The following is a 19,883-nucleotide window of genomic DNA, read 5'->3' on the forward strand; positions in this document are numbered from 1 at the left end:
CACTCCGTTCGTGAGGTTAAAGCTCGTCTGGAAAATGTGTCAGCGCTGGTTTTGCTTTTTCGCTTGCGCCACGAGCCCACCACCGAGAATCAGACGCTGGATCTCGCTGGTTCCCTCGTACAGGCGCAACAGGCGAACTTCACGGTAGATGCGTTCGACCGGAACACCGCGCATGTACCCGTTGCCCCCGTGGATCTGCACGGCGAGATCTGCGACCTTGCCCACCATCTCGGTGCAGAAAAGCTTTGCCGCCGAAGGCCCGAGACGGCGATCCTCACCGCTGACGTACCGCGCGGCCACCTCGCGCACCATCGCGCGCCCTGCCATCACACCGGCTTGCTGGTCTGCCAGCATCGCTTGAACCAGCTGGAAGTCGCCGATCGCGGTGCCGCCCTGTTCCGTGACCACGGAGAACACGACAGATTCGTCGAGCGCTCGCTGTGCTGCTCCCACCGAGAGCGCCGCGATATGGACTCGTCCGCGCGCGAGAGACGTCATCGCTGCGCGGTATCCGGTGTCCTGGTCGCCACCGACGAGGGCCGAGTCGGGAACTCGGACGTTGTCGAAGGTGACCTCGGAGGTCCAAGCACCTTCCTGACCCATCTTCTTGTCCTTGGGACCGACCGTGACACCTGGCGTGTCAGCCGGAACCAGGAACACTGCAATTCCCGGACCATCGGAATCCGCCGGGCGAGTGCGCGCGAACACCACGAACAGCTGCGCCAGTGGAGCATTGGTGATGAACCGCTTGTTGCCGTCGATCACCCAGTCGGATCCGTCCAGCACTGCCTTGGTCCGAAGGCCGGCCGGGTTGGAGCCCGCGCCCGGTTCGGTGAGAGCAAAGGAAGCCACGACATCACCGGAGGCGATGCGCTCGAGCCACTGAGCCTTCTGCTCGTCGGTACCGAAGCCGACCAGCACCTGTCCGGCAATTCCGTTGTTGGTACCGAACATCGAACGCAGCGCCAGAGACGTGTAGCCGAATTCCATTGCCAGTTCGACGTCTTGGGTGAGATCGAGTCCGAGCCCACCCCATTCCTGAGGGATCGCGTAACCGAAGAGCCCGATAGCTGCGGCCTTCTTGCGTATGTCCTCAGGAATGGCGTCGGTGTCGGCTATCTCCTGCTCACGCGGAACTACTTCCTTACGGATGAACTCCCGCGCAGTCGCCAAGATATCTGCGAAGTCATCTGCGTCGACCTGCATTCCCACCACTCACCTTGCTGTTTCCGAAGTCCATGCCGTCCCCCGAAGTCAATACCGTGAGGCAATCGGAGTCAAAGACCTGAAAACGAACCGAAGGTAAGGCAGAACCTATAGCAAGCTTCAGACGGTGCGCAGTTCCCGCTTCAGTAGCTTGCCGCTCTGGTTGCGCGGAAGCTCGGCCACGAAACGGACATGCTTGGGCACCTTGAACGGAGCGATTCGCTCCTTGACGTGGGCAATCAACGCCTCGGGCGTCAACTCGTCGTTGCCGTCCTTGAGCACGACGATCGCGGTGACGGCCTCGATCCACTTCTCGTCGGGCGTACCGATCACGGCAACTTCTGCCACGGCGGGGTGCGTGTAGACCGCATCTTCGACCTCGCGTGACGCCACCAGGATGCCGCCGGTGTTGATGACGTCCTTGATCCGGTCGACGACCGTGATGAACCCTTCTTCGTCCCGCACGACCAGATCGCCCGAATGGAACCAGCCGTCACGGAAGGCCTCGGCGGTGGCTTCCGGATTCTCCCAGTAGCCGTTGCACAGCTGCGGTGAGCGGTAGAGAACCTCGCCGGACTCACCGTCGGCAACATCGTTTCCGTCGGCGTCGACGACGCGGGTTTCGACGAAGAACACCGCGCGACCACAGGAAGACGGGCGATCAGCATGCTCGCTGGGCTGGAGAACTGTTGCCAGTGGGCCGATTTCGGACTGACCGAAGCAGTTGTAGAAACCGATGTCCGGGTAGCGCTCGCGCAGACGATTGAGCACGGTGACCGGCATGATCGAGGCGCCGTACTGCGCCTTCTTCAGCGAAGACAGATCGCGGGTCTCGAGGTCCGGATGGTTGGCCAGCGGTACCCACACGGTCGGCGCCAGGAACAGCGATCCGATCTTTTCGGCTTCGACACGGCGCAGGATTTCCGGGATGTCCGGCGCCTGCATCAGACTGACCGTCGCGCCGACGGACAGGTACGGCAGCATGAAGACGTGCATGCCCGCGGAGTGGTACATCGGCATGCAGATCAGCGGGTTGTCGTTCTTGTCGAGGCCGAGCGCGATCACCGAGGACACGTACTCGTGAACCAGTGCACCGTGAGACATCATGGCGCCCTTGGGCTTCGAGGTGGTGCCCGAGGTGTACAGGAGTTGCGCCAGATCGGTCGACGTCGCACGCGGTTCGAAGACCGGCACCTCGCCTGCCTCACCGATCGTGACGACGGACAGTTCCGCGTCCCGCAGTGCGATCACGTGATCGAGATCGAGGTCGGAGCGTACCGAGTCGAGTGTCGGCGCCAATGCCGGATCCACCAACACCGCGCGGGCGCCTGACTGCGCCACGAGGTACCGGAGTTCCTCCCCCTTCAGTGCGTAATTGACGGGAACATGCACCAAACCTGCTCGTGCACAGGCAAGAAATCCGATTGCATAGGCGTCGGAGTTGGTTCCGTATGCCGCGACGCGGTCGCCTTGTTCGAGCCCCAGACCGAGCAAGTAGGCGGCGACCCGCGTCACCGCGTCGTCGAGTTCGCGGTAGGTGCGAGTGCGATCTTCGAATACGACGGCTACACGGTCGGGGTACTTGGCTGCCGAGCGCCGAAGCACTCCGTCGACAGTGTTGGTGCGTGGATCCAGGCTCATGCACCTCAGGTTATAGGACGTCCAACTAAACCGGAAGAGCGATCGTTACTTATTGCGCCATTCGGGCTTTCGCTTGTCCACAAAGGCCTGCATACCTTCCTGAGCGTCGCAGGTCACGGCGTTGGTTGCCATAGTTTCCGCCATCGCCTCGTACGCCTGCGCTTGCGGCAGATCGATCTGGCGATAGAACGCCTGCTTACCGATCTTCACCGTCAAGGGGCTGGCCGTCGTGATCTTGGCGGCCAGTTCGCGCACCTCTCGGTCCAGGTCTTCGGGCGCGACGACGAAGTTCACCAGACCCCAGTCCGCAGCGGTGTCGGCGTCGATCGTCTGCCCGGTGAGCAACATCTGCATCGAGCGCTTGCGCCCTACTGCCCTGCTCAGCGCCACCATGGGCGTCGAGCAGAACAGTCCGATCTTGACGCCCGGCGTGCCGAAGACAGCATTCGACGCAGCAACAACCAGATCACACGACGCGGCCAGTTGGCAGCCCGCCGCGATAGCCGGGCCCTGTACTGCGGCAATCACCGGCTGCGGAATCCGCTGTACGGTCTCCATCATCTCGGTACAGCCGTCGAAGATCGCCCGCTCGTCCTCGAGGGTTCTCCCGATCATCTCCGTCAGATCGTGTCCGGCGGAGAACACCGGGCCTTCGGCGCGCACGATCACGACCCGCACGCGCTCGTCTACAGACAATTCGACAAGGGCAGCCGTCACCTCACGCATGGTCTCCGCCGAGAGCGGATTGCGCCGCGCCGGCCGATCGAGCGTCAGGAAACCGAGTCCCACCGATTCCTCGACGGAAATCTTCACTGCAGTGTCTTCTACCTGTGTCTGCGACATGTGTTCTCTCTACCAATCGAATCCGTCCCGGTCAACGAGACGAAAAGGACATCCACTCGCACCGCGTCGATACGGTCCGGTCAATACTTCGCCACTACGAGGAGTGCCCATGAGCACCGATGCCGCCGTCACCACTGATCTCGAAGAGATTCTGCGCGCTCAGCAGGAAGCAACTCGAGCCGCTGGTCTTCCGTCCGCGCAGACACGACGCGAGCGCATTCAACGCGTCGTCGATCTCCTGGTGGCAAACCACAAGGATCTGACCGAGGCGATCAACGAAGACTTCGGCGGCCGAATCCCGGCCTACTCGGTGATGAATGACGTTCTCGGGTCGATGGTTTCACTCAAGCACGTTCGTGATTCGCTCGAAGAGTGGATGATTCGCTCACCGAGAGCAACCGGAGCGATGCAGGACCAGTTGGGTGCCACGGCGTACGTGTCGTACCAGCCGAAGGGTTCGATCGGCATCATCGGAACCTGGAATGCTCCCCTGTTCACTCTCCTGAGCCCGCTCGCCTGCGCCCTCGGAGCAGGAAATCGCGCCGTTCTCAAACCGTCGGAGATCGTGCCCAATACTGCGGCCGTCCTGGCCGAGGCGGCGCGTCGAACTCTCGACCCCGTGGAGGTCGCGGTGGTGACCGGCGGCCCGGAGGTCGCTGATCGGCTGACGTCCCTGCCTTTCGACCACCTCGTCTTCACCGGCAGCACGACCGTCGGAAAGCTGGTCATGGCCAATGCTGCGAAGAACCTGGTGCCGGTCACCCTCGAACTCGGCGGCAAGTCACCGAGCGTCTTGAGCCGCAGTGCCGATATCAGCTCTGCTGCTTCGCGTTTGGCTATCGCGAAGTCCACCAACGCCGGTCAACTCTGTGTCTCTCCCGATCTGATCTACGTTCCGCGCGAGAACACGGAAGCATTCATCGACGCGTTCACCGACCAGTTCACGGGACTGTTTCCCACGATCGCCGACAACAAAGACATGGTCTCGATAGTCAGCGATCGTCACCTCGCACGCATCGAGGGGTACATCGCGGACGCCGAAGAACGTGGGGCACGGATCATCACCGTTCCCGACGAAGAACTCTCCGCAGACACTCGTCGTCGCCCACTGCGAATCGTGGTCGACCCTCCGACCGACGCGCAGATCATGAAGGAGGAGATCTTCGGGCCGGCCGTCGTCGTCTTGCCGTACGACCAACTCGACAACGTCGTCGCCGACATCAATTCACGACCGAAACCGTTGGCGCTGTACTACTTCGGAACCGATCTGGACGAGAAGGAATCCGTACTCGAACGGACCGTCTCGGGCGGCGTCACCATCAACGACGCGATGTCTCACCCCGGGCTGAGCGACGCACCCTTCGGCGGCGTCGGGGCTTCGGGCATCGGGCACTACCACGGCCGTGAGGGTTTCCTCGAGTTCAGTCACGCGCGAACGGTATTCGAAGCAGCGCAGCATGACCCACGCGGTGAATGGGGAATGCTCCCGCCGTACGGTGAGGGTTTCGAGCAGATGATGTTGGCTCAGGTAACGCCCTAGGGCCTCCGGCCCCGTGCGCCTTTTTGGTAGTTCGCGCTACCGGAAAGGCGCACCGGCAAGGCCGCGACTGAGGAACTCCACCAGCTGACCCGGCTCGGTGTCCTCGGACTCGATCAGTTGGATCAACTCCTTCTTGTCGTCTACCGCAAGCGGTTCGATGCCACCGAACGTGCGCATCGTGGACCCGGCGGGGAGAACACGAGCACACACGAGTGTGCCTGGCTCGAGGTTCAGCGAGCCCCACTCGTCCGTGACCTTCACCAGATGCCCGTTGCGGACGTCGCTGAGGGTCACCAACTGTCCCGACTCCGTCGAGGCGACCTTGTACACCGAGCGCGGAATCGACAACCACTGATCGGCCAGTTCGCGTTCGTCGGCAGGCAGCAGTTCTCCGCGGCGCTCGACAAAAGCCGCGAAGATACCCGCATCGAACAAGGCAGCGTCGACGGCCAAACCACCTTCGACGGCCAGCGTCAGTGCTTCTTCGCTGTTGAACTGCTCGGCACGGATGAGCGCAAGATCGAACACGGCGTCGAAGTACTCCGGCGTGCGCGAGAACAACTGAGCCTTGACGTAGAGCCAACTGGCCCGGTCGTCGAACGTCACCTCGGACTTACCGAGATGGCAAACCTTGAACTTTCGCCCGGAACCGCACCAGCACTTGTCATTTCGTCCGAGTTCGGGGTGCTCGGCCGGGGCGTAGCGCTGAAGAACCTCGTGCAGAACCTCGGACTCGCCACCCTCGATTCGGCCCAGCAAAGCCAGCGCGCGCGTCACATCGCTTCGATCGGCGGCCAGTAGCGCCAGATCGAAGATCGCGGGAGTCCAGTCGGGATCTAGATCGTGCGCAGTTTCGTACGACGCCTCAGCGGCCAGGATCTTGCCGAGACGATCCGAAGCCTTGCCCGCCAGCCAGTGCGCTGCCGGCTTGACACGACGCGACCCTTTTTCGGCGAGAGCAGTTGCAACAGAATGCAATACGGAATCATGATCGTCGAGTTCGGACAACAGCTCCAACGCTGCCGCAGCCACGGGCGGCTCGGCGAGGCCGGCGAAGGCCTGCGGATCCTCCTTGATCTGCTTGCGCGCCCAGTCCGAGACATCGTCGACGCCTTCGGCTTTCGCGGCCATGACCACATCGACGAAGGCGATCACCGACGCGGCTTCTTCGGGGTGCAGATTCTCGCGGACCTCGAGCATGCGGGCCCGGTTCGCCAGGTGGTATGCCTCGAAATCGAATCCGTCGACCGCAACGTAGTCACCGTCGCGGACGTAACCTGACGCCTCGAGCATCTCGCCCAGCGGGGCGGTCGGCTGACGGAACAGCGACGGCTCGTCGAGCATCAACTGCCAGACAATGGCATCGAGGGTGTCAGCACCGATGTCGGCAAGGACCGTCGCCAGGTGCTCGCCGAATCCGGGTGCGGGATCCAGTACCTCGGGGATGGTGCAGAGCGTCAGCTCACGGTCAGCGACGAACAATCCGATCAAGTCACCTGCCGAGCACTCGGCAAGGGTGTCGGTGTCGAGTAGAAAGCCTTCGTCGTGTGGGAACTCCGGATCTTCGATCCCACGATCAGCCAACAGGTCGTCGTCTATCCCGCGGTGCACGACGCTGATGCCATGAATCTCGTCGTCGTCACGATCGAGGAACACCCGCAGCATCATCAGATCGGGGTTCGCGTCGAGAACGCCGGACTTTATTTCGGCTTCGGTGAGCCGATGGGTCAGCACTCGATGCTCGAACAACGTGTCGAGTGCGGCGTACCGCTCCTCACTCAAGTAGCCGAGCAGTGGGTCCTCGACGTACTCTACGAATTCGGCCATGTCGTCGGCTGTACCGTGGCCGGCATCGGCCAACAGGGTGCCCCAGTCCGCCGCTGTCTGCGGGCCGTGCTCACGCAACAACTCCATCGCGGCTTCGGCGATCAAGTCATTGGCATCCATCGGTTCGTTCACCTATCCAACTTTAACGGGGTCGACTCGATACATCGTCACCGGTCATCGGTCGAGTGATCGGCGCCTCCACGCAACTCGCGCACCAGTTCTTCGGCCTCGAGATCTTCGGAAGCGAGAACCTCGAGCACCCTCGCAGCCTGCGATTCCGTTGCCATGACCACAACACCCACCGCAAACGCGCCAGTGGGGGCCGTCAGGACCCGAGCACTGATCACATCACCTGGCTTGCCTTCGACCGAGTGAGCAACCGTGACGGTCTCCTTGGACCCACGATCGAGCAGCACGACGCCGGTGTCGGACGTTTCGATCACCTCGTACACCGACCTCCGGATTCCGAGCCACTGTGCGGCTGTCACAACTTCCGCCTCCGGAAGTAGTTCGCTGCGTCTGGCCAAGAATTCGGCAAAGATTCCACCCTCGAACAGAGCGACGTCCAGTGCCGATCCGTCGAAGATCGTGGCCGCGATCAGTTCGTCCTCGGAGAGATTTTCGTTTTCGAGATCGTCGAGCCCGGTCACGATGTCGACGAATTCGGAGGCAAACGCAAACAGGCATGCCTTCTTGTACAGCCACCGACCGTCCGCCTTGACGGATTCATCGGCCTTTCCGAGGTGGCAGACCTTGTATTTGCGGCCGGAACCGCACCAACACTTGTCGTTTCGCCCGAGTTCCGGGTGATCGGCTGGGACGAAGTCCTGCAGTACGGCGTAGAGATTCTCTTCACTTCCGCCGTCGATCCGCCCGAGCAGTGACAGCGCCCGGGTCGCATCGCCGCGGTCCGACGCGAACTGAGCCAGCTCGAACAAGGCCGGACCCCAACCGGATTCGGCAAGGAGCGCTTTCTCGTAGTGCGCCTCCGCTTCGAGGACGCGCCCCAGCCGATCGACGGCCTTACCGGCGAGCCAATGAGCCGCCGCCCTGACCGACCGTGGCCCTCGCTCGGCCAGTTCGGAGGCAAGCGCTTCGAGGATTGCGTCGGTCACCGGGTCCTGATTCCGAAATCCGAGATCGAACACGGCCACTGCAGCACCCGGATCTGCCAGTGAGACAAAAGAGTCCGGAGCAGCGCTCACATGACGGTGGGCCCAGTCCGCGATATCGAAGTCGGCGATGACCGCGTCGGTGTATCCGCGGTCCGCCAGATCGACAAACGCAACGGCAGAGACTGCCTCGTCGTGGGTCAGGTCGTAGGTACTGGCCACCAAGGCTGTCCGAATCTGCAGGTCGTAGGCGTCGAAGTCGAATCCCCGCCGAGCCAGTAGCTCACGCTCGTGCTCGTAACCTGCCACCTCGAAGATCTCACCCAGCGGCGCAACAGGAACCGTGAAGAGTGACGGATCCTCGATCAGGAGTTGCCAGCACACAGAATCCAGGGCCTCGACTCCGTCCTCCTCGAAGAGTTCGCCGAGCGCCGGAGCAAGATCGGGTTCGTCCTCGATCTCGACCAGACGAAACGCAAGTGTTCCGTCTTCGACAGCCAAGCCGACGAGATCACCGTCGGCGCACTCGCCGAGGGTTCCGGCCGGAAGTACCACAACTCGTCGACTCCGGAAGGGAGCAGCTCCGCGTTCGGAGGCTGCTTCTTCCGCCAGGGCCACCCGGATCGCCCCGTCGTCGTCGCCGAATGCCAAGATCGGTTCCAGGTCGGGGCTCGCGTCAAGGATGTCCGACGCAATTTCGACTTCGCTGAGCCGGTGAGTGAACACGAGCCCTTCGAGGACCGTGTCGAGAGCGACGTACTTTCCGTTGGGCAGGTACCCGAGCATCGGTTCGGACAGGTACTCGAGTACATCGGCCAACTCGGTCGCAGTTCCGTACTCCTCGAGATGGGTCGCCCACTCTTCGAGACTCAGCGGGCCTTGCTCGCGCAGAACAGCCAAAGCAGCGGAGGCAATGGAACCGGCAGCGTCGTCGTCGAAATCAGTCACCCGCCAATGGTAGGCGACCTATTGCAGCCCACTGAGCCCCTCGCCCAGCACGGTCGCACCGAGGATCGTCAGGATGACCGTCATCATCACCGCGTTGTTGGCGGTCATCCATGCCTTCGCGGACGCGAGGATCTCGTCGGCACGCTTGCCGGAGAACACCTTCACCAGGATCGGCGACGCGATGCCGACGCTCGCGATGACCGTGAAGATCACCGCGGCAACAATCTGTTGGGCAACGACATTCGTGGCGACCGCGATAGTGGCCGCACCGGATACCGCCAGCGCTGCATTCTTGGGATTGACCGCCGCGGACAAGAACGCCAACCCGAACGCCTTCCGCGGAGTCAACCCGTCGACGCTCTTCATCCACTTCGGAACTGTCGGCTCACTCCCGTTTCGCGGACGCGCGCGCCACTGCTTGTATGCCAAGCCGAACAGGACAAGACCCAACACGATTCGTACGACGCTCGACCACACGGAAGTCTGCGACGACTCCGACTCCGCAAACGAATAGTCCGCGATCACGATGGTCACCGCGACGACTGCCGAGATTCCGAGGACCCACCCGAGTAGAAAAGATGCCGCCCCTCGATGTGCTCCAGCGGTGATCATGACGAGCACGATCACCGCCATGGGCATCGAGACGAAAAGCAGGCCGAGGGCAATCGGAAGAGACAGACCGATCGCAGCTAGCACCGAAAACCTCCAGTTGAATGCACGATCGACGATCGATTCGAGGTCGAAATCACGACGTCGGAGGCAGCATGACCTCGATGAGATGCGGGCCGGGTTCCGCCAGCGCTGCGGCAAACTGTTCGGCCAACTCCTCCGCTGTGTTCGCCCGCGACGCGGGCACTCCCAACCCCTCGGAGATCTTGACGTAGTCCATGTTCGGAGACGACAGATCCAACATCGACTGTGCGACGACGCCGCCACCTTCTGCGCCGACTCGTTGCAGTTCGCCACGCAGGATGGCGTATGCGCGATTGTTGAGCAGAATCGTCGTGACGTTCAACATCTCTCGCGCCTGCGTCCACAACGCCGCGATGGTGTACATCGCGCTTCCGTCGGCTTCGAGATTGATCACCGGTCGCTCCGGCGCTGCCACAGCGGCGCCCGTCGCCACCGGGATGCCCTGGCCGATGGCACCTCCGGTGAGCGTGAGCACGTCGTGGCGCGGCGCTCCGGCAAGGGCGATCGGGATCGCCCAACCGGAAGTCGCCGCCTCGTCGGAGATGATGGCGTCGCCTGGCAGCAGGGCGCCGATCACGTCGGCCCAATTTCGAACGTCCAGAGGCCCGCTCGGCAGCGCCGGCCGATTCGCTTCCTGCACAACAGGTTCGACTCCCGGTGCCACGAGTTCGGCCACTGCCTCCAGTGCACCGGCAACATCGTCGCCGACGCTTGCCAGCGTTGTCACCGCAGCACCCTCCGGTGCCAGATCGCTCGGTTTTCCGGGATACGCAAAGAACGAGACCGGCGAAACCGCTCCGGCCAGAACCAGCTGAGTTGTTCCGCGAAGTTGTTCGGTGGCGTGCTCGGCGAAGTATCCCAAGCGCTCGAATGACGGTAGCCCAGCACCTCGTTGAAGCCTGGCTGGAAAAGTCTCGATCAGAATCTGTGCACCGGTCGCGACCGCAATTCGGGAAGCGGCGCGCAGCCCAGCTTCGGAACAGGCTGCGCCGCCCAGCAGTAGCGTGGCGCGACCCTCGGCATTGAGCGCGCCCACCACCGAGTCGATCTGTGTTGCAGAAACTTCCGCCCGCCCCGGTATGTCCCGAGGACCCGCAAGAACTCCACCTTCGCCCCACGAGACGTCGGCAGGGAGGACAAGTGTGGCAATGTGCCCGGGCGGATTCATCGAGGCGGCAACGGCGTCGGCCGCGTCGCTACCGACGGTCGCGGTGGATTCGGAACGTCGACTCCACCCCTCCAACCATTCGGTCAGCGCATCGATGTTCGATTCGAGAGGAGCGTCGAAACCGTGGTGGTAGGTCGCGTGGTCCCCGACGATGTTCACGATCGGTGTGTGGGCGCGGCGCGCGTTGTGAAGGTTCGCCAGTCCGTTCGCCATACCGGGGCCCAGATGGAGCAGCGTCGCGGCAGGCTTTCCGGCGATCCGTGCGTAGCCGTCCGCGGCACCGGTCACGGCGCCCTCGAACAATCCGAGTACCGCACGCATCTGCGCAACGGAATCGAGTGCGGCGACAAAATGCATCTCGGACGTTCCTGGATTGCCGAAGCACACCTCGACGCCCGAGTCGACCAGGCTTTGGATAAGCGACTGTGCACCGTTCATTTCGATCACCTCTTCTTCATGAAAAGCTGCGAATGCTTCCTGCGCTTCATCGTGAGCGACCGGACTCCCGGTGCGTGCTCCTCGATCCGAACAGTCATCCGTACCTCCGTCGTGGCCGAGAGTCTCGATTCAAGCTACTCGGTCGGGAGTTCAGCGTTCATAGCCCTTGCGCATATCGTCGACGATGCGCGGCCGGTCGAGTGTTGACGGCTCCATTTCCCGCCTCGGGCGATCGCGAGGAAACACCGAGGCCGACGCCAGAGTGGGCTCGTCGAGGAACCGCAGGTTCGGCACATCAGCGGGCAGACGAAGCTCGGGCGGCGTGGAACCTCTTTGCGCGAGCACATATCCCCAGTCACCGAAGCTCGGCACGAAAACGTGATAGGGCGAGACGCTCAGTCCGACAGCCGATACCGTCGACACCGTTCTCCAGTACGCATCCGGTGTCGAGTACGGGCTGCCGGACTGGACGACCATCAGCCCGCCCGGATTCATCGCGGCAGCGGCAAGTCCGTAGAACTCCATCGAATACAAGCGGCCGAGTGCGGGGGTGTCGGGATCCGGGAGGTCGACGATCACCGCATCGAAACCCGGTTCCGGACGCTCTCGCAGCCACCGAAACGCATCGTCGAGTACGACGTCCACCCGTGGATCCTCGAGCGCTCCCGCGTTCAGATCACGAAGACGCGTGTTGGCCAACTCGATGACTGCCGGATCGAGTTCCACTTGAACGATCTGCTCGACGCTGTTCATTCGCAGCACTTCCCGTGCAGCGAGGCCGTCACCGCCGCCCAGAATCAGCACGCGCCGGGGGTCGTTCACCAGGGCCGGATACACCAGCGACTCCGTGTACCGATGCTCGTCGACACTGGAGAACTGCAGGTCTCCGTCGAGGAACAGGCGCACGTCGTTCCCCCGCTCGGTGACGACGATTTCCTGGTACACCGATCGCTCGGCGGCCACCACGGGATCGGTGTAGAGCCGCTGCCTCGACGTGGTCTCGATGTCCGACGCTGCGATCAGCAACCATCCGATCAAACTTGCTGCCAACAGCATTGCGACGACGGCGATCGATCGTGCGCGCAGGCTGAGCTGCCACCGAAGGAGTATCAGCGCGACCACTGCCGCAGCCACGAGATTGATCATGCCGGTGAGTGCGGCACCGCGAATCATTCCCGCCCACGGCAACAGTACGAACGGCCACAGCAGACCACCGATCAATGCGCCGAGGTAGTCGGCGGCATTGAGGTTGGCCAGTACCTTTCCGGTGCTCTGTGCGTCGTTGTCGCTGCGACCGGACTGCAAGAGCGTCATCAGCAGAGGCACTTCGGCACCGACGAGGATGCCGATCAGCGCGGTCGCCGCCACTAGAACTGCTGCGCTGGAACCGAAGAACGTGAAGGTCACGTACAGCGTGACGGCACTGAATCCGCCGATCAGCCCGAGCAGTATCTCGACCGTCACGAACGAAACGGCAGCGTGTCCCAGCAGAGGTTTGGCGGCCAGCGCTCCGATACCCAGAGCCGCAACAAATCCCGCGACGATCAACGACGTCTGGGTGATGCCGCCGCCGGTCAGACTCACGCTGAGTGTCAACAGGGCCAGCTCGTAGATCAGGCCACACGCAGCGCACGCCGCAACAGCCGCAAGGAGAAGGACGCGTGCGCGCGGGCCGAGCATCGTCGAACGCTCGTCAACTGTCACATCGGGATCAGCGGCAACCATCAGGTGAGCGCTGCGGCGTTCACCAAACCGATGGACAGCAAGCTCACACCCACAGCCCACGCGGCGCCACACATCTTCGGATCCTGCACCAGCGCAACCAACTTGCCGGGAAGGAATGCGTTCATCAATCGCAGCGCGATCGCTTGCAACACGATCGCGAACAGTCCGTACACCGCGGAGTCGGCGAGTCCCTGAGCAAAGCCGTCCGAACTGGTCAGGATTGCCGTCACCACGATGATCGCCAGCGCAAGATGATTGGAGGCCAACAGAATCGCAGCGTTCGGGTTCTTGTCGACGTAAACCTGGTGGCGGAGATTTCCGGGTGTCATGAGGTCGAGGACCAGGAATCCCGTCGCCAGAACCGCTGCACCGACGACGAAGTAGGCGAGGGTGCCGAGAACGCCCCCGACGAGCAATGCCGGATCCACCGTCCCGATCTCGACGGAAGTGGATGCAAAGATGTTCGTCACGCCGTTCTCCTTCTCATTGAGCATTACCGTCATTTGGCACTACCCGAGCCGCCGCTGCCACTGCTTCCACCCGCCGGGGATCCCGGGTTGAAGCCCGGTCCCAGGTACGCGTATCCGCCGCTGCGATACGTGCCGTCGATGTCCTCTACCTTGATGGTGCTGCCACCGCCCGAAGCCGAACTGACAGTGACGATGTCGTCGTCGTAGCGCAGGTATTCGTTGCCGCCGTCAGCACTTCGCGCCGCTGGTTCGTCCGCGTCGACAATCCGTGAGACGGTCGTGCCCACTGGATCTTTCGACGAGTACAACACGACGTCGCCATCCTGGGACGTCTTGGAATAGTTGTCCGCGATGAAGTCTTTGGCTCCACCACCGCACGCCGACAACATAATTGCGGCCGCCACCATCACCGGAGCAAACCACGTCCGCCCCCTCACGGGCGCCACCTACTGCGCGTCTTCACGATCACTCCTGTCCCCTCCCCCGGGTACAAATGCCAACTCTGCCAACTCCACCCCTGGCGGTCTCGCACGCCACACAACGCGGTCAACGCTGTGTCGTCGCCGGGAAAAGATCCGCAGATCCAACCGTCCTGGCCGGCGGACTCTCTCAACGATGCAGCTTCCGAATCGAATTCGACTCGGTCCAGGATTAGCGAGGAAGACTCGAACCGGTAGTTTTCCGTGGACTCCACTGCCGGCAAGGGTTCACCGCCGGCGGCAAGAGCATCGCACGAAACCTGCTCGGTCAGTTCCTTTCCCGACGCCCAGGCCGTCACCACGTGCGAAGCCCCGAGCACTCCGAGTGTCAGCGTCGCGTCGGAAGTTCCGATCACCAACTCGGCGAGGGTCGGTGGCGCAGGAGCTCCCAGTACCAACCCCAGTGCCGAGGCATCCACGTCGGTCGGCTCCACGCCGAGTAGATACAGGCTCATTCCGGGGGGCCCGAGTGGATGACAGTGAGTTCGCTGCGAGTGACCGCCCGTCCCGTGGAAACCTCCCACGACTGTCCGCGCGCCCACTTCTCGAATGCAATCAGGCCGGTCTTGTCTGCGGTCGCATAGTCCGCGTATTCCATCGAGCCGGAAGGGGCCGTACCCGTCGTACCCTCGGCCGTGAACTTCGCCGTTCCACTTTCGATCTTGCGGTGAACCTTGTCGTCGAGAATGACGTCGCCGTTCGGGACCAGGTTGGTTCCTTCTCGACGCATCCAGAGAGTCATCTCCAATTCGCCCTCGTCGTCCTCGACCGTCAACCAACGACGACCGGTCGAACCGTCGAGAAGGTGCTCACGCCAGATGTACCCCTCTTCGTCGAGCGTGATGGTCCCTCGAACAACATGGTCGATACCCGCGTACGTGATGATGTCGCCGACCCCGATCTTGTGGGGGTCGTACACCTCGGGATAGTCGGCGAGCGGGTCGACGCGAGCATTCGGCTTGCCCTGGCGTCCACGCAGGACCACAAACACGACGGCAGCGATCACTACGAGTATCAGGACAACTATCAGCACGTTGGTCAACGGTTTCTCCGAAATCGTCTCGGCAGGGTTGCCGCGGGCCATACCCTACCGATCCGTTCTCAGCCTTTTCGGATGAGACTGCCGGCAATCCGGCCTGTCGCCGACCGGACAGGTCTCCAGCGCCGCGGGCAGATCGAAAGACTGCCCCGGCGCACCTTTGCGTTTACGCTCAGCCCGAGGAACTCCGCGCGAACGAAAGCCGGTCGACTGACGATGAGCAAGAACACGGAGCCGTCTGCCCGCACCGTCATGCACACACCACGATTCTGGTTGACACCATTGATAGTGGTCACCCTCTTGATGTCTGCGCTGGCAGCGTTGTACATGGGCGGAATACTCGATCCCAAGAAACACCTGGACCAGTTCCCGATCGCCCTGGTCAACCAGGACGAGGGCGACACCCTCCCCGGTGGCGACCCCGCCGACCGCAAGAACTTCGGAAACGACATCGTCGCCGGCCTCGAAAGCGGAATCGACCACCAGAAGATCGACCTGCAGCAGATCGGTATCGCCGAAGCCCAATCGCGGTTGAACTCCGGCACGCTGTACGGCGCGATCGTGATTCCCAGTGATTTCACGAAGAGGACGATCATCCTGGCGGAGGCCAGCGTCGTCGCCGGTGACGTAGAGCAACCGATCATCACGATCTACACCAATCCTCGCGCCGGTTCCGTCTCGGCATCGCTGGTCCAGTCGATCGGAACCACAGCCCTCGCCTCGGTCAACAAGAACATGGGCGAGCAACTCACCGCCCTTGTCACCGCGCAGTTGGAAGCGGGAGGCACCGGAACCCAGATCTCCGGAGCGAGCCGCCTGCTGCTCGAAAACCCGGTGAACGTACTCACGGTTGCCCACGATCCGCTTCCCGACGGAACCGGATTCGGTTTGGTGGCATTCTATTTCGCGCTGCTGTTGGTCCTTGCGGGATTCACCGGAGCAACCGTGGTCAATTCCTTGGTGGACGGCATGCTCGGATACGCGCCTACCGAATTCGGTCCACTCTTCGTTCAGAACGACGTTGTGGGTATCAACAGGTTTCGAACGCTGCTCGTCAAATGGGCATTCATGATCGTGTTGTCCGGCATAGTCTCCGCGTTGTTCCAGTGGATCAGTCGCGCCCTCGGAATGCCGGTCACTCACGGGCTTGCATTGTGGGAGTACGGCGCGCTGGTCATCACAGCGGTGGGCATCACGGCGATGTCGGTGATGGCCGCGTTCGGCTCGTTGGGCATGTTGATCAACCTGTTCGTGTTCGTCATTCTCGCGCTGCCCTCGTCCGGTGGCACCATCCCCCTCGAAGCCAGCCCCAGGTTGTATGCCTGGCTGGCGCAATTCGAGCCGATGCACCAGATCTACATGGGCACGCGATCGATCCTGTTCTTCGGCGCACGCGGTGAGGCAGGCCTGCTGCATGCCGTCTGGATGACGTTGGTGGGTCTACTGATCGGCGTCGTACTCGGCATCGTGACCACCCGTTTCTACGACCGCAAGGGCTACGAGCGCACCCATCGCCGCAAGGTGGCGTGACATGGTACCCAGCCGGGATTTGATCGAAACCTGTTGAGCCGATTCAATGTGATTGCGCGTTTCGGGAATCTTCGAGCCCCTTCCGCACGTTGTACAACTATGGCTAATTACAAAACAGTCAATCCCGCGACAGGTGAAACCGTCAGGGAATTCGATACTTTGGATGACGCCGGAGTTGAAGCCGCACTTGCGAACACGCATCGCGGCTACTTGACCTGGCGCAACAGTGCGCCACAGCAGCGTGCGGCAGTCCTGAGCAAGACCGCCGAACTGTACACAGAGCGCGCAGACGAACTGGCCCGAATGATCTCCTTGGAGATGGGTAAGCCGGTCCGCGAGGCCAAGGGCGAAGTACAACTCTCGGCCGCGATCTATCAGTGGTATGCAGACCACGGTCCGGCACTGCTCGAGGAAGAACGACTCGACGTTCCCGGGGCCGAGGAGTCGGTTGTGTACCGGCGGCCGATCGGCGCTCTCATCGGCGTCATGCCGTGGAACTTCCCGTACTACCAAGTCGCCCGCTTCGCGGCACCGAATCTGATGCTCGGTAACACGATCATTCTCAAGCACGCATCGAACTGTCCGCAGTCGGCGCTGCTGATGGAAGAGATTCTGCGACAAGCCGGATTGCCGGACGACGCCTACGTCAACGTCTTCGCGACCAACGAGCAGATCGCGGACATGATCGCCGATCCCCGAGTTCAAGGTGTGTCACTGACCGGCAGCGAACGCGCCGGAACCAGCGTCGCCGAAACTGCCGGACGCAATCTCAAGAAGGTCGTCCTCGAACTCGGCGGATCAGACGTGTTCATCGTCCTCGATTCCGACGACATGGATGCCACCGTCAAGTCCGCAACCAAGGCACGTCTGTCCAATGCCGGCCAGGCCTGCAACGCGGCCAAGCGTTTCATCGTCACCGAAGATTTCTACGACGACTTCACCGACAAGTTGGCGACGTCCTTCGAATCCGTCACTGCCGGTGACCCGTTGGACGAATCCACAGTCTTGGGTCCGCTCTCTTCGCAGAGCGCGGCAGACACTCTGATCGAGCAGATCGACGACGCTGTGTCCAAGGGTGCCACGCTGCTGACCGGTGGAAAGAAGATCGACGGCCCGGGCGCCTACGTTCAACCGACATTGCTCGCAGACGTGACACCGGACATGCGGGCCTACAGCGAAGAACTGTTCGGACCTGCCGGAGTCGTCTACAAGGTCAAGTCGGCCAGCGAGGCTGTGGAACTTGCCAATTCGTCGGTCTACGGCCTGAGCGGATCCGTCTGGAGTAGCGATCTCGATTCCGCCCGGTCGGTCGCTGCAGATCTCGACGTGGGAATGGCGTTCGTCAACGAGCACGGAACGACGTTGCCCGGTCTGCCCTTCGGCGGAGTCAAGCGCTCCGGAGTCGGCCGCGAGCTGGGTCCGTGGGGAATGGACGAGTTCGTCAACAAGAAGCTGCTCCGCGTCTCGAAGAAGTAGTTCGGAGCAAAAGTAGCGCAATACAAAGGAAGGCCCTGATCTCTGTTGAGGTCGGGGCCTTTCCTCATATCCCACGAACCAGCAAGAGCAATGCCCTGGTCACTCGCTTGCCGGAGTGACACTCCCACGAGTGAGGCTCCACCCGAACCTCGTCGCGATGACAGCTGACAGCCAGCCCAACAGCGCACCCACCAGTGGAGCAGCGATCGCGGTGTAGATCGCCTCGTTGGAAACACCAACCGACACGGCGGAGTCACCGACGAAGGCGAAATCGGTTCGGGAGGCGAAGGACGCCCACTCGATCAGGCCGGAGACAACAATAATCAGGAACCCCAGCAGGAAGCCGAAGCCGGCCAGCAGAACGTGAAGTGCGCGCATCCGGTCAGTCTGCCTGTAACACCCACCCAGATAAAACCGACCTGCTGGTATGACACTTTCACGAATCGCTCGAACTACCGTAGTCGCCGCTGCCCTCTGCGCGAGTGCAGCCATCTGTTCCGCGACGTCAGCTTCCGCGGACGTAGTCGACGTCACGATCCTTCCGGGTCTCAGCAGCGGGCCGACGACGTCGTACGGAGCGGGCTGCACGTATCTGGTGGTTGCCAGGACAGCAGCGTTGAACGAGCCGAACGTCTCGATTGTCGACATGAACCGAGCGTCGACCATGTTCCCGCAGGAACTGATCTGGGACACCGTCAATCCCTACTTCACCTTGCCGGTCGTACTCGGCCACGCCGTCACGCTGTGGACTCCGACTGCACCGGGCGAACACTCTCTGATGGCCTACCAGACGTCCGCGGGCGGGCCGGTCACAACGGTCGATGTCAATCCGGCGACACCGATCGGTCCGGGGTGCGTCGTCGCACCCTGATCCGCTAGCCCTCCAAGAAGTCGACGAGCACCCGGTTGATTTCATCGGCGGGAACCATCGGAATGCTGTGATGCGAAGAATCTTTCAGCACCTCGACACGCGCTGCGGGAACCCTCTCCCGCACTGACTTCGACACGATTTCCGCATCATGCACCCGTCCGTCTTGTGCGAGGACCACCAGCAACTCGACATCCAGTGCGCTCAAGGCCTCCTTCGACGGACGTCGAGGCACTACGAGATCGGGTCGCGGTAGATCCGAAGTGCCCACTTCCACAAGAGACAGCCAGTCGGAGTCGATACTCAACTCGCCTGTCTCCCATTCCAACAGTCGCCGTCGGCGCGCTCGCGACGGGGAGAGCAACAGCGGAAGCGCACGCAGAAGGTAGCCCGCCTTCATGCCGGAGAAACTCGAATTAGGGTCGAGCAGAACAAGTTTGCCGAGACGATCAGGTCGATGCAGCGCAAAGGCCAACGCAATCATCGCGCCGTAGGAATGTCCGATCACATCGACGGTGTCGACCCCGGTGCAATCGACTATCGAGTCCATCCACTCGATCAGATCGTCGACGGACTTCATCCGATCACCATTCGGAATGCTGAGTCCGGCATCACCCAGCGTGTCGACGGCAAAAACACGCCGGGATTTCGACAGCGCCCCAACATTGTCGAACCACACCGTCGAAGTGGCACCTCCCCCGGGCAGAAGGATCAACGGCCGCGAGTCTGCAGGGCCACAGACGTTCACATGCGTGTTACCGAACCGCCCCGCGAGATCCACACCCAGCGGTTTCTGCGGCCATTTGGTCAGTACAGCGTCGTATGCGCGATTGAAGTCCATCCCCCACCCCCATTTCTCTCGATTATCGAGATAGTAGAC

The 19,883-nt window shown here is 62.1% G+C and carries 18 protein-coding genes; 4 read left to right on the top strand and 14 right to left on the bottom strand.

Features of this window, described 5'->3' with window-relative positions:
* Positions 1 to 39: 39 nt before the first annotated feature.
* The 3 genes from RA302_RS25325 to RA302_RS25335 all read right to left on the bottom strand — a co-directional run bounded on the left by RA302_RS25325 (position 40) and on the right by RA302_RS25335 (position 3,690).
* A complete protein-coding gene (locus RA302_RS25325) occupies positions 40 to 1,206 on the bottom strand; it encodes an acyl-CoA dehydrogenase family protein (RefSeq protein WP_030537201.1) in 1,167 nt (388 codons plus the stop codon).
* A 120-nt stretch (positions 1,207 to 1,326) separates the two neighbouring features.
* Entirely contained in the window at positions 1,327 to 2,847 is a 1,521-nt protein-coding gene (locus tag RA302_RS25330; RefSeq protein WP_030537202.1) for an acyl-CoA synthetase, read from the bottom strand.
* Positions 2,848 to 2,892: 45 nt separating this feature from the next.
* Complete coding sequence (locus RA302_RS25335; protein WP_003939812.1) at positions 2,893 to 3,690, bottom strand: enoyl-CoA hydratase; 798 nt, start codon at positions 3,688 to 3,690, stop codon at positions 2,893 to 2,895.
* Between the two features lie 109 nt (positions 3,691 to 3,799).
* Here RA302_RS25335 and RA302_RS25340 point away from each other — a divergent pair, with 109 nt between their 5' ends.
* Entirely contained in the window at positions 3,800 to 5,230 is a 1,431-nt protein-coding gene (locus tag RA302_RS25340; RefSeq protein WP_003940108.1) for a coniferyl aldehyde dehydrogenase, read from the top strand.
* 36 nt (positions 5,231 to 5,266) lie between these two features.
* Here the strand turns inward: RA302_RS25340 and RA302_RS25345 are convergent, their stop codons facing one another.
* From RA302_RS25345 to RA302_RS25385, 9 genes are all read right to left on the bottom strand, one after another.
* The gene (locus tag RA302_RS25345; protein WP_238054083.1) at positions 5,267 to 7,189 is read right to left on the bottom strand and encodes an SEC-C domain-containing protein; all 1,923 of its coding nucleotides are present in this window, start codon (positions 7,187 to 7,189) and stop codon (positions 5,267 to 5,269) included.
* A gap of 35 nt (positions 7,190 to 7,224) precedes the next feature.
* Positions 7,225 to 9,117, bottom strand: a complete 1,893-nt coding sequence (locus tag RA302_RS25350) for an SEC-C domain-containing protein (protein ID WP_030537204.1) — start codon at positions 9,115 to 9,117, stop codon at positions 7,225 to 7,227.
* Between the two features lie 18 nt (positions 9,118 to 9,135).
* A complete protein-coding gene (locus tag RA302_RS25355; RefSeq protein WP_030537205.1) occupies positions 9,136 to 9,813 on the bottom strand; it encodes a GAP family protein in 678 nt (225 codons plus the stop codon).
* A 49-nt stretch (positions 9,814 to 9,862) separates the two neighbouring features.
* Entirely contained in the window at positions 9,863 to 11,425 is a 1,563-nt protein-coding gene (locus RA302_RS25360) for an acetolactate synthase large subunit (protein WP_080712777.1), read from the bottom strand.
* A 141-nt stretch (positions 11,426 to 11,566) separates the two neighbouring features.
* Positions 11,567 to 13,141: a polyamine aminopropyltransferase gene (locus RA302_RS25365; RefSeq protein ID WP_030537207.1), complete on the bottom strand. Its 1,575-nt coding sequence runs from the start codon at positions 13,139 to 13,141 to the stop codon at positions 11,567 to 11,569.
* Entirely contained in the window at positions 13,141 to 13,611 is a 471-nt protein-coding gene (locus RA302_RS25370) for a DUF350 domain-containing protein (RefSeq protein ID WP_003939942.1), read from the bottom strand. Before RA302_RS25370 ends, RA302_RS25365 begins: the two co-directional genes overlap by 1 nt.
* Positions 13,612 to 13,640: 29 nt before the next feature.
* The gene (locus RA302_RS25375; protein WP_044480673.1) at positions 13,641 to 14,018 is read right to left on the bottom strand and encodes a DUF4247 domain-containing protein; all 378 of its coding nucleotides are present in this window, start codon (positions 14,016 to 14,018) and stop codon (positions 13,641 to 13,643) included.
* A 26-nt stretch (positions 14,019 to 14,044) separates the two neighbouring features.
* Complete coding sequence (locus tag RA302_RS25380) at positions 14,045 to 14,545, bottom strand: DUF2617 family protein (RefSeq protein WP_030537208.1); 501 nt, start codon at positions 14,543 to 14,545, stop codon at positions 14,045 to 14,047.
* On the bottom strand, positions 14,542 to 15,174 hold the full coding sequence (locus RA302_RS25385) for a DUF4178 domain-containing protein (RefSeq protein WP_050654601.1): 633 nt from the start codon (positions 15,172 to 15,174) through the stop codon (positions 14,542 to 14,544). The genes RA302_RS25380 and RA302_RS25385 overlap by 4 nt, the downstream gene beginning before the upstream one ends.
* A 171-nt stretch (positions 15,175 to 15,345) precedes the next feature.
* Here RA302_RS25385 and RA302_RS25390 point away from each other — a divergent pair, with 171 nt between their 5' ends.
* Together RA302_RS25390 and RA302_RS25395 are read left to right on the top strand one after the other, a co-directional pair.
* The gene (locus RA302_RS25390) at positions 15,346 to 16,659 is read left to right on the top strand and encodes a DUF3533 domain-containing protein (RefSeq protein WP_030537210.1); all 1,314 of its coding nucleotides are present in this window, start codon (positions 15,346 to 15,348) and stop codon (positions 16,657 to 16,659) included.
* Between the two features lie 99 nt (positions 16,660 to 16,758).
* The gene (locus RA302_RS25395; RefSeq protein ID WP_030537211.1) at positions 16,759 to 18,135 is read left to right on the top strand and encodes an NAD-dependent succinate-semialdehyde dehydrogenase; all 1,377 of its coding nucleotides are present in this window, start codon (positions 16,759 to 16,761) and stop codon (positions 18,133 to 18,135) included.
* Positions 18,136 to 18,234: 99 nt separating this feature from the next.
* On the opposite strand, the gene RA302_RS25400 is transcribed toward RA302_RS25395, so the two are convergent.
* Positions 18,235 to 18,513: a hypothetical protein gene (locus RA302_RS25400; RefSeq protein WP_030537212.1), complete on the bottom strand. Its 279-nt coding sequence runs from the start codon at positions 18,511 to 18,513 to the stop codon at positions 18,235 to 18,237.
* 49 nt (positions 18,514 to 18,562) lie between these two features.
* Between RA302_RS25400 and RA302_RS25405 the strand changes: the two genes are divergently transcribed.
* Positions 18,563 to 19,006 (top strand): hypothetical protein, encoded by a 444-nt coding sequence (locus RA302_RS25405; RefSeq protein ID WP_030537213.1) that lies wholly within the window; start codon positions 18,563 to 18,565, stop codon positions 19,004 to 19,006.
* 4 nt (positions 19,007 to 19,010) lie between these two features.
* On the opposite strand, the gene RA302_RS25410 is transcribed toward RA302_RS25405, so the two are convergent.
* Positions 19,011 to 19,844, bottom strand: coding sequence for an alpha/beta hydrolase (locus tag RA302_RS25410; protein ID WP_030537214.1), 834 nt, complete (start codon positions 19,842 to 19,844; stop codon positions 19,011 to 19,013).
* Positions 19,845 to 19,883: the final 39 nt, after the last annotated feature.

The sequence above is a fragment of the Rhodococcus sp. DN22 genome (genome assembly GCF_036669995.1).
In the GTDB taxonomy this organism is placed as follows: domain Bacteria; phylum Actinomycetota; class Actinomycetes; order Mycobacteriales; family Mycobacteriaceae; genus Rhodococcus_F; species Rhodococcus_F erythropolis.

What these genes read in the sequence shown, in the direction of transcription:
- RA302_RS25325 (WP_030537201.1), bottom strand. Translation starts at nt 1,206, where the DNA reads ATGCAGGTCGACGCAGATGACTTCGCAGATATCTTGGCGACTGCGCGG.
- RA302_RS25330 (WP_030537202.1), bottom strand. Translation starts at nt 2,847, where the DNA reads ATGAGCCTGGATCCACGCACCAACACTGTCGACGGAGTGCTTCGGCGC.
- RA302_RS25335 (WP_003939812.1), bottom strand. Translation starts at nt 3,690, where the DNA reads ATGTCGCAGACACAGGTAGAAGACACTGCAGTGAAGATTTCCGTCGAG.
- RA302_RS25340 (WP_003940108.1), top strand. Translation starts at nt 3,800, where the DNA reads ATGAGCACCGATGCCGCCGTCACCACTGATCTCGAAGAGATTCTGCGC.
- RA302_RS25365 (WP_030537207.1), bottom strand. Translation starts at nt 13,141, where the DNA reads ATGGTTGCCGCTGATCCCGATGTGACAGTTGACGAGCGTTCGACGATG.
- RA302_RS25375 (WP_044480673.1), bottom strand. Translation starts at nt 14,018, where the DNA reads ATGGTGGCGGCCGCAATTATGTTGTCGGCGTGCGGTGGTGGAGCCAAA.
- RA302_RS25380 (WP_030537208.1), bottom strand. Translation starts at nt 14,545, where the DNA reads ATGAGCCTGTATCTACTCGGCGTGGAGCCGACCGACGTGGATGCCTCG.
- RA302_RS25385 (WP_050654601.1), bottom strand. Translation starts at nt 15,174, where the DNA reads ATGGCCCGCGGCAACCCTGCCGAGACGATTTCGGAGAAACCGTTGACC.
- RA302_RS25390 (WP_030537210.1), top strand. Translation starts at nt 15,346, where the DNA reads ATGAGCAAGAACACGGAGCCGTCTGCCCGCACCGTCATGCACACACCA.
- RA302_RS25395 (WP_030537211.1), top strand. Translation starts at nt 16,759, where the DNA reads ATGGCTAATTACAAAACAGTCAATCCCGCGACAGGTGAAACCGTCAGG.
- RA302_RS25400 (WP_030537212.1), bottom strand. Translation starts at nt 18,513, where the DNA reads ATGCGCGCACTTCACGTTCTGCTGGCCGGCTTCGGCTTCCTGCTGGGG.
- RA302_RS25405 (WP_030537213.1), top strand. Translation starts at nt 18,563, where the DNA reads ATGACACTTTCACGAATCGCTCGAACTACCGTAGTCGCCGCTGCCCTC.
- RA302_RS25410 (WP_030537214.1), bottom strand. Translation starts at nt 19,844, where the DNA reads ATGGACTTCAATCGCGCATACGACGCTGTACTGACCAAATGGCCGCAG.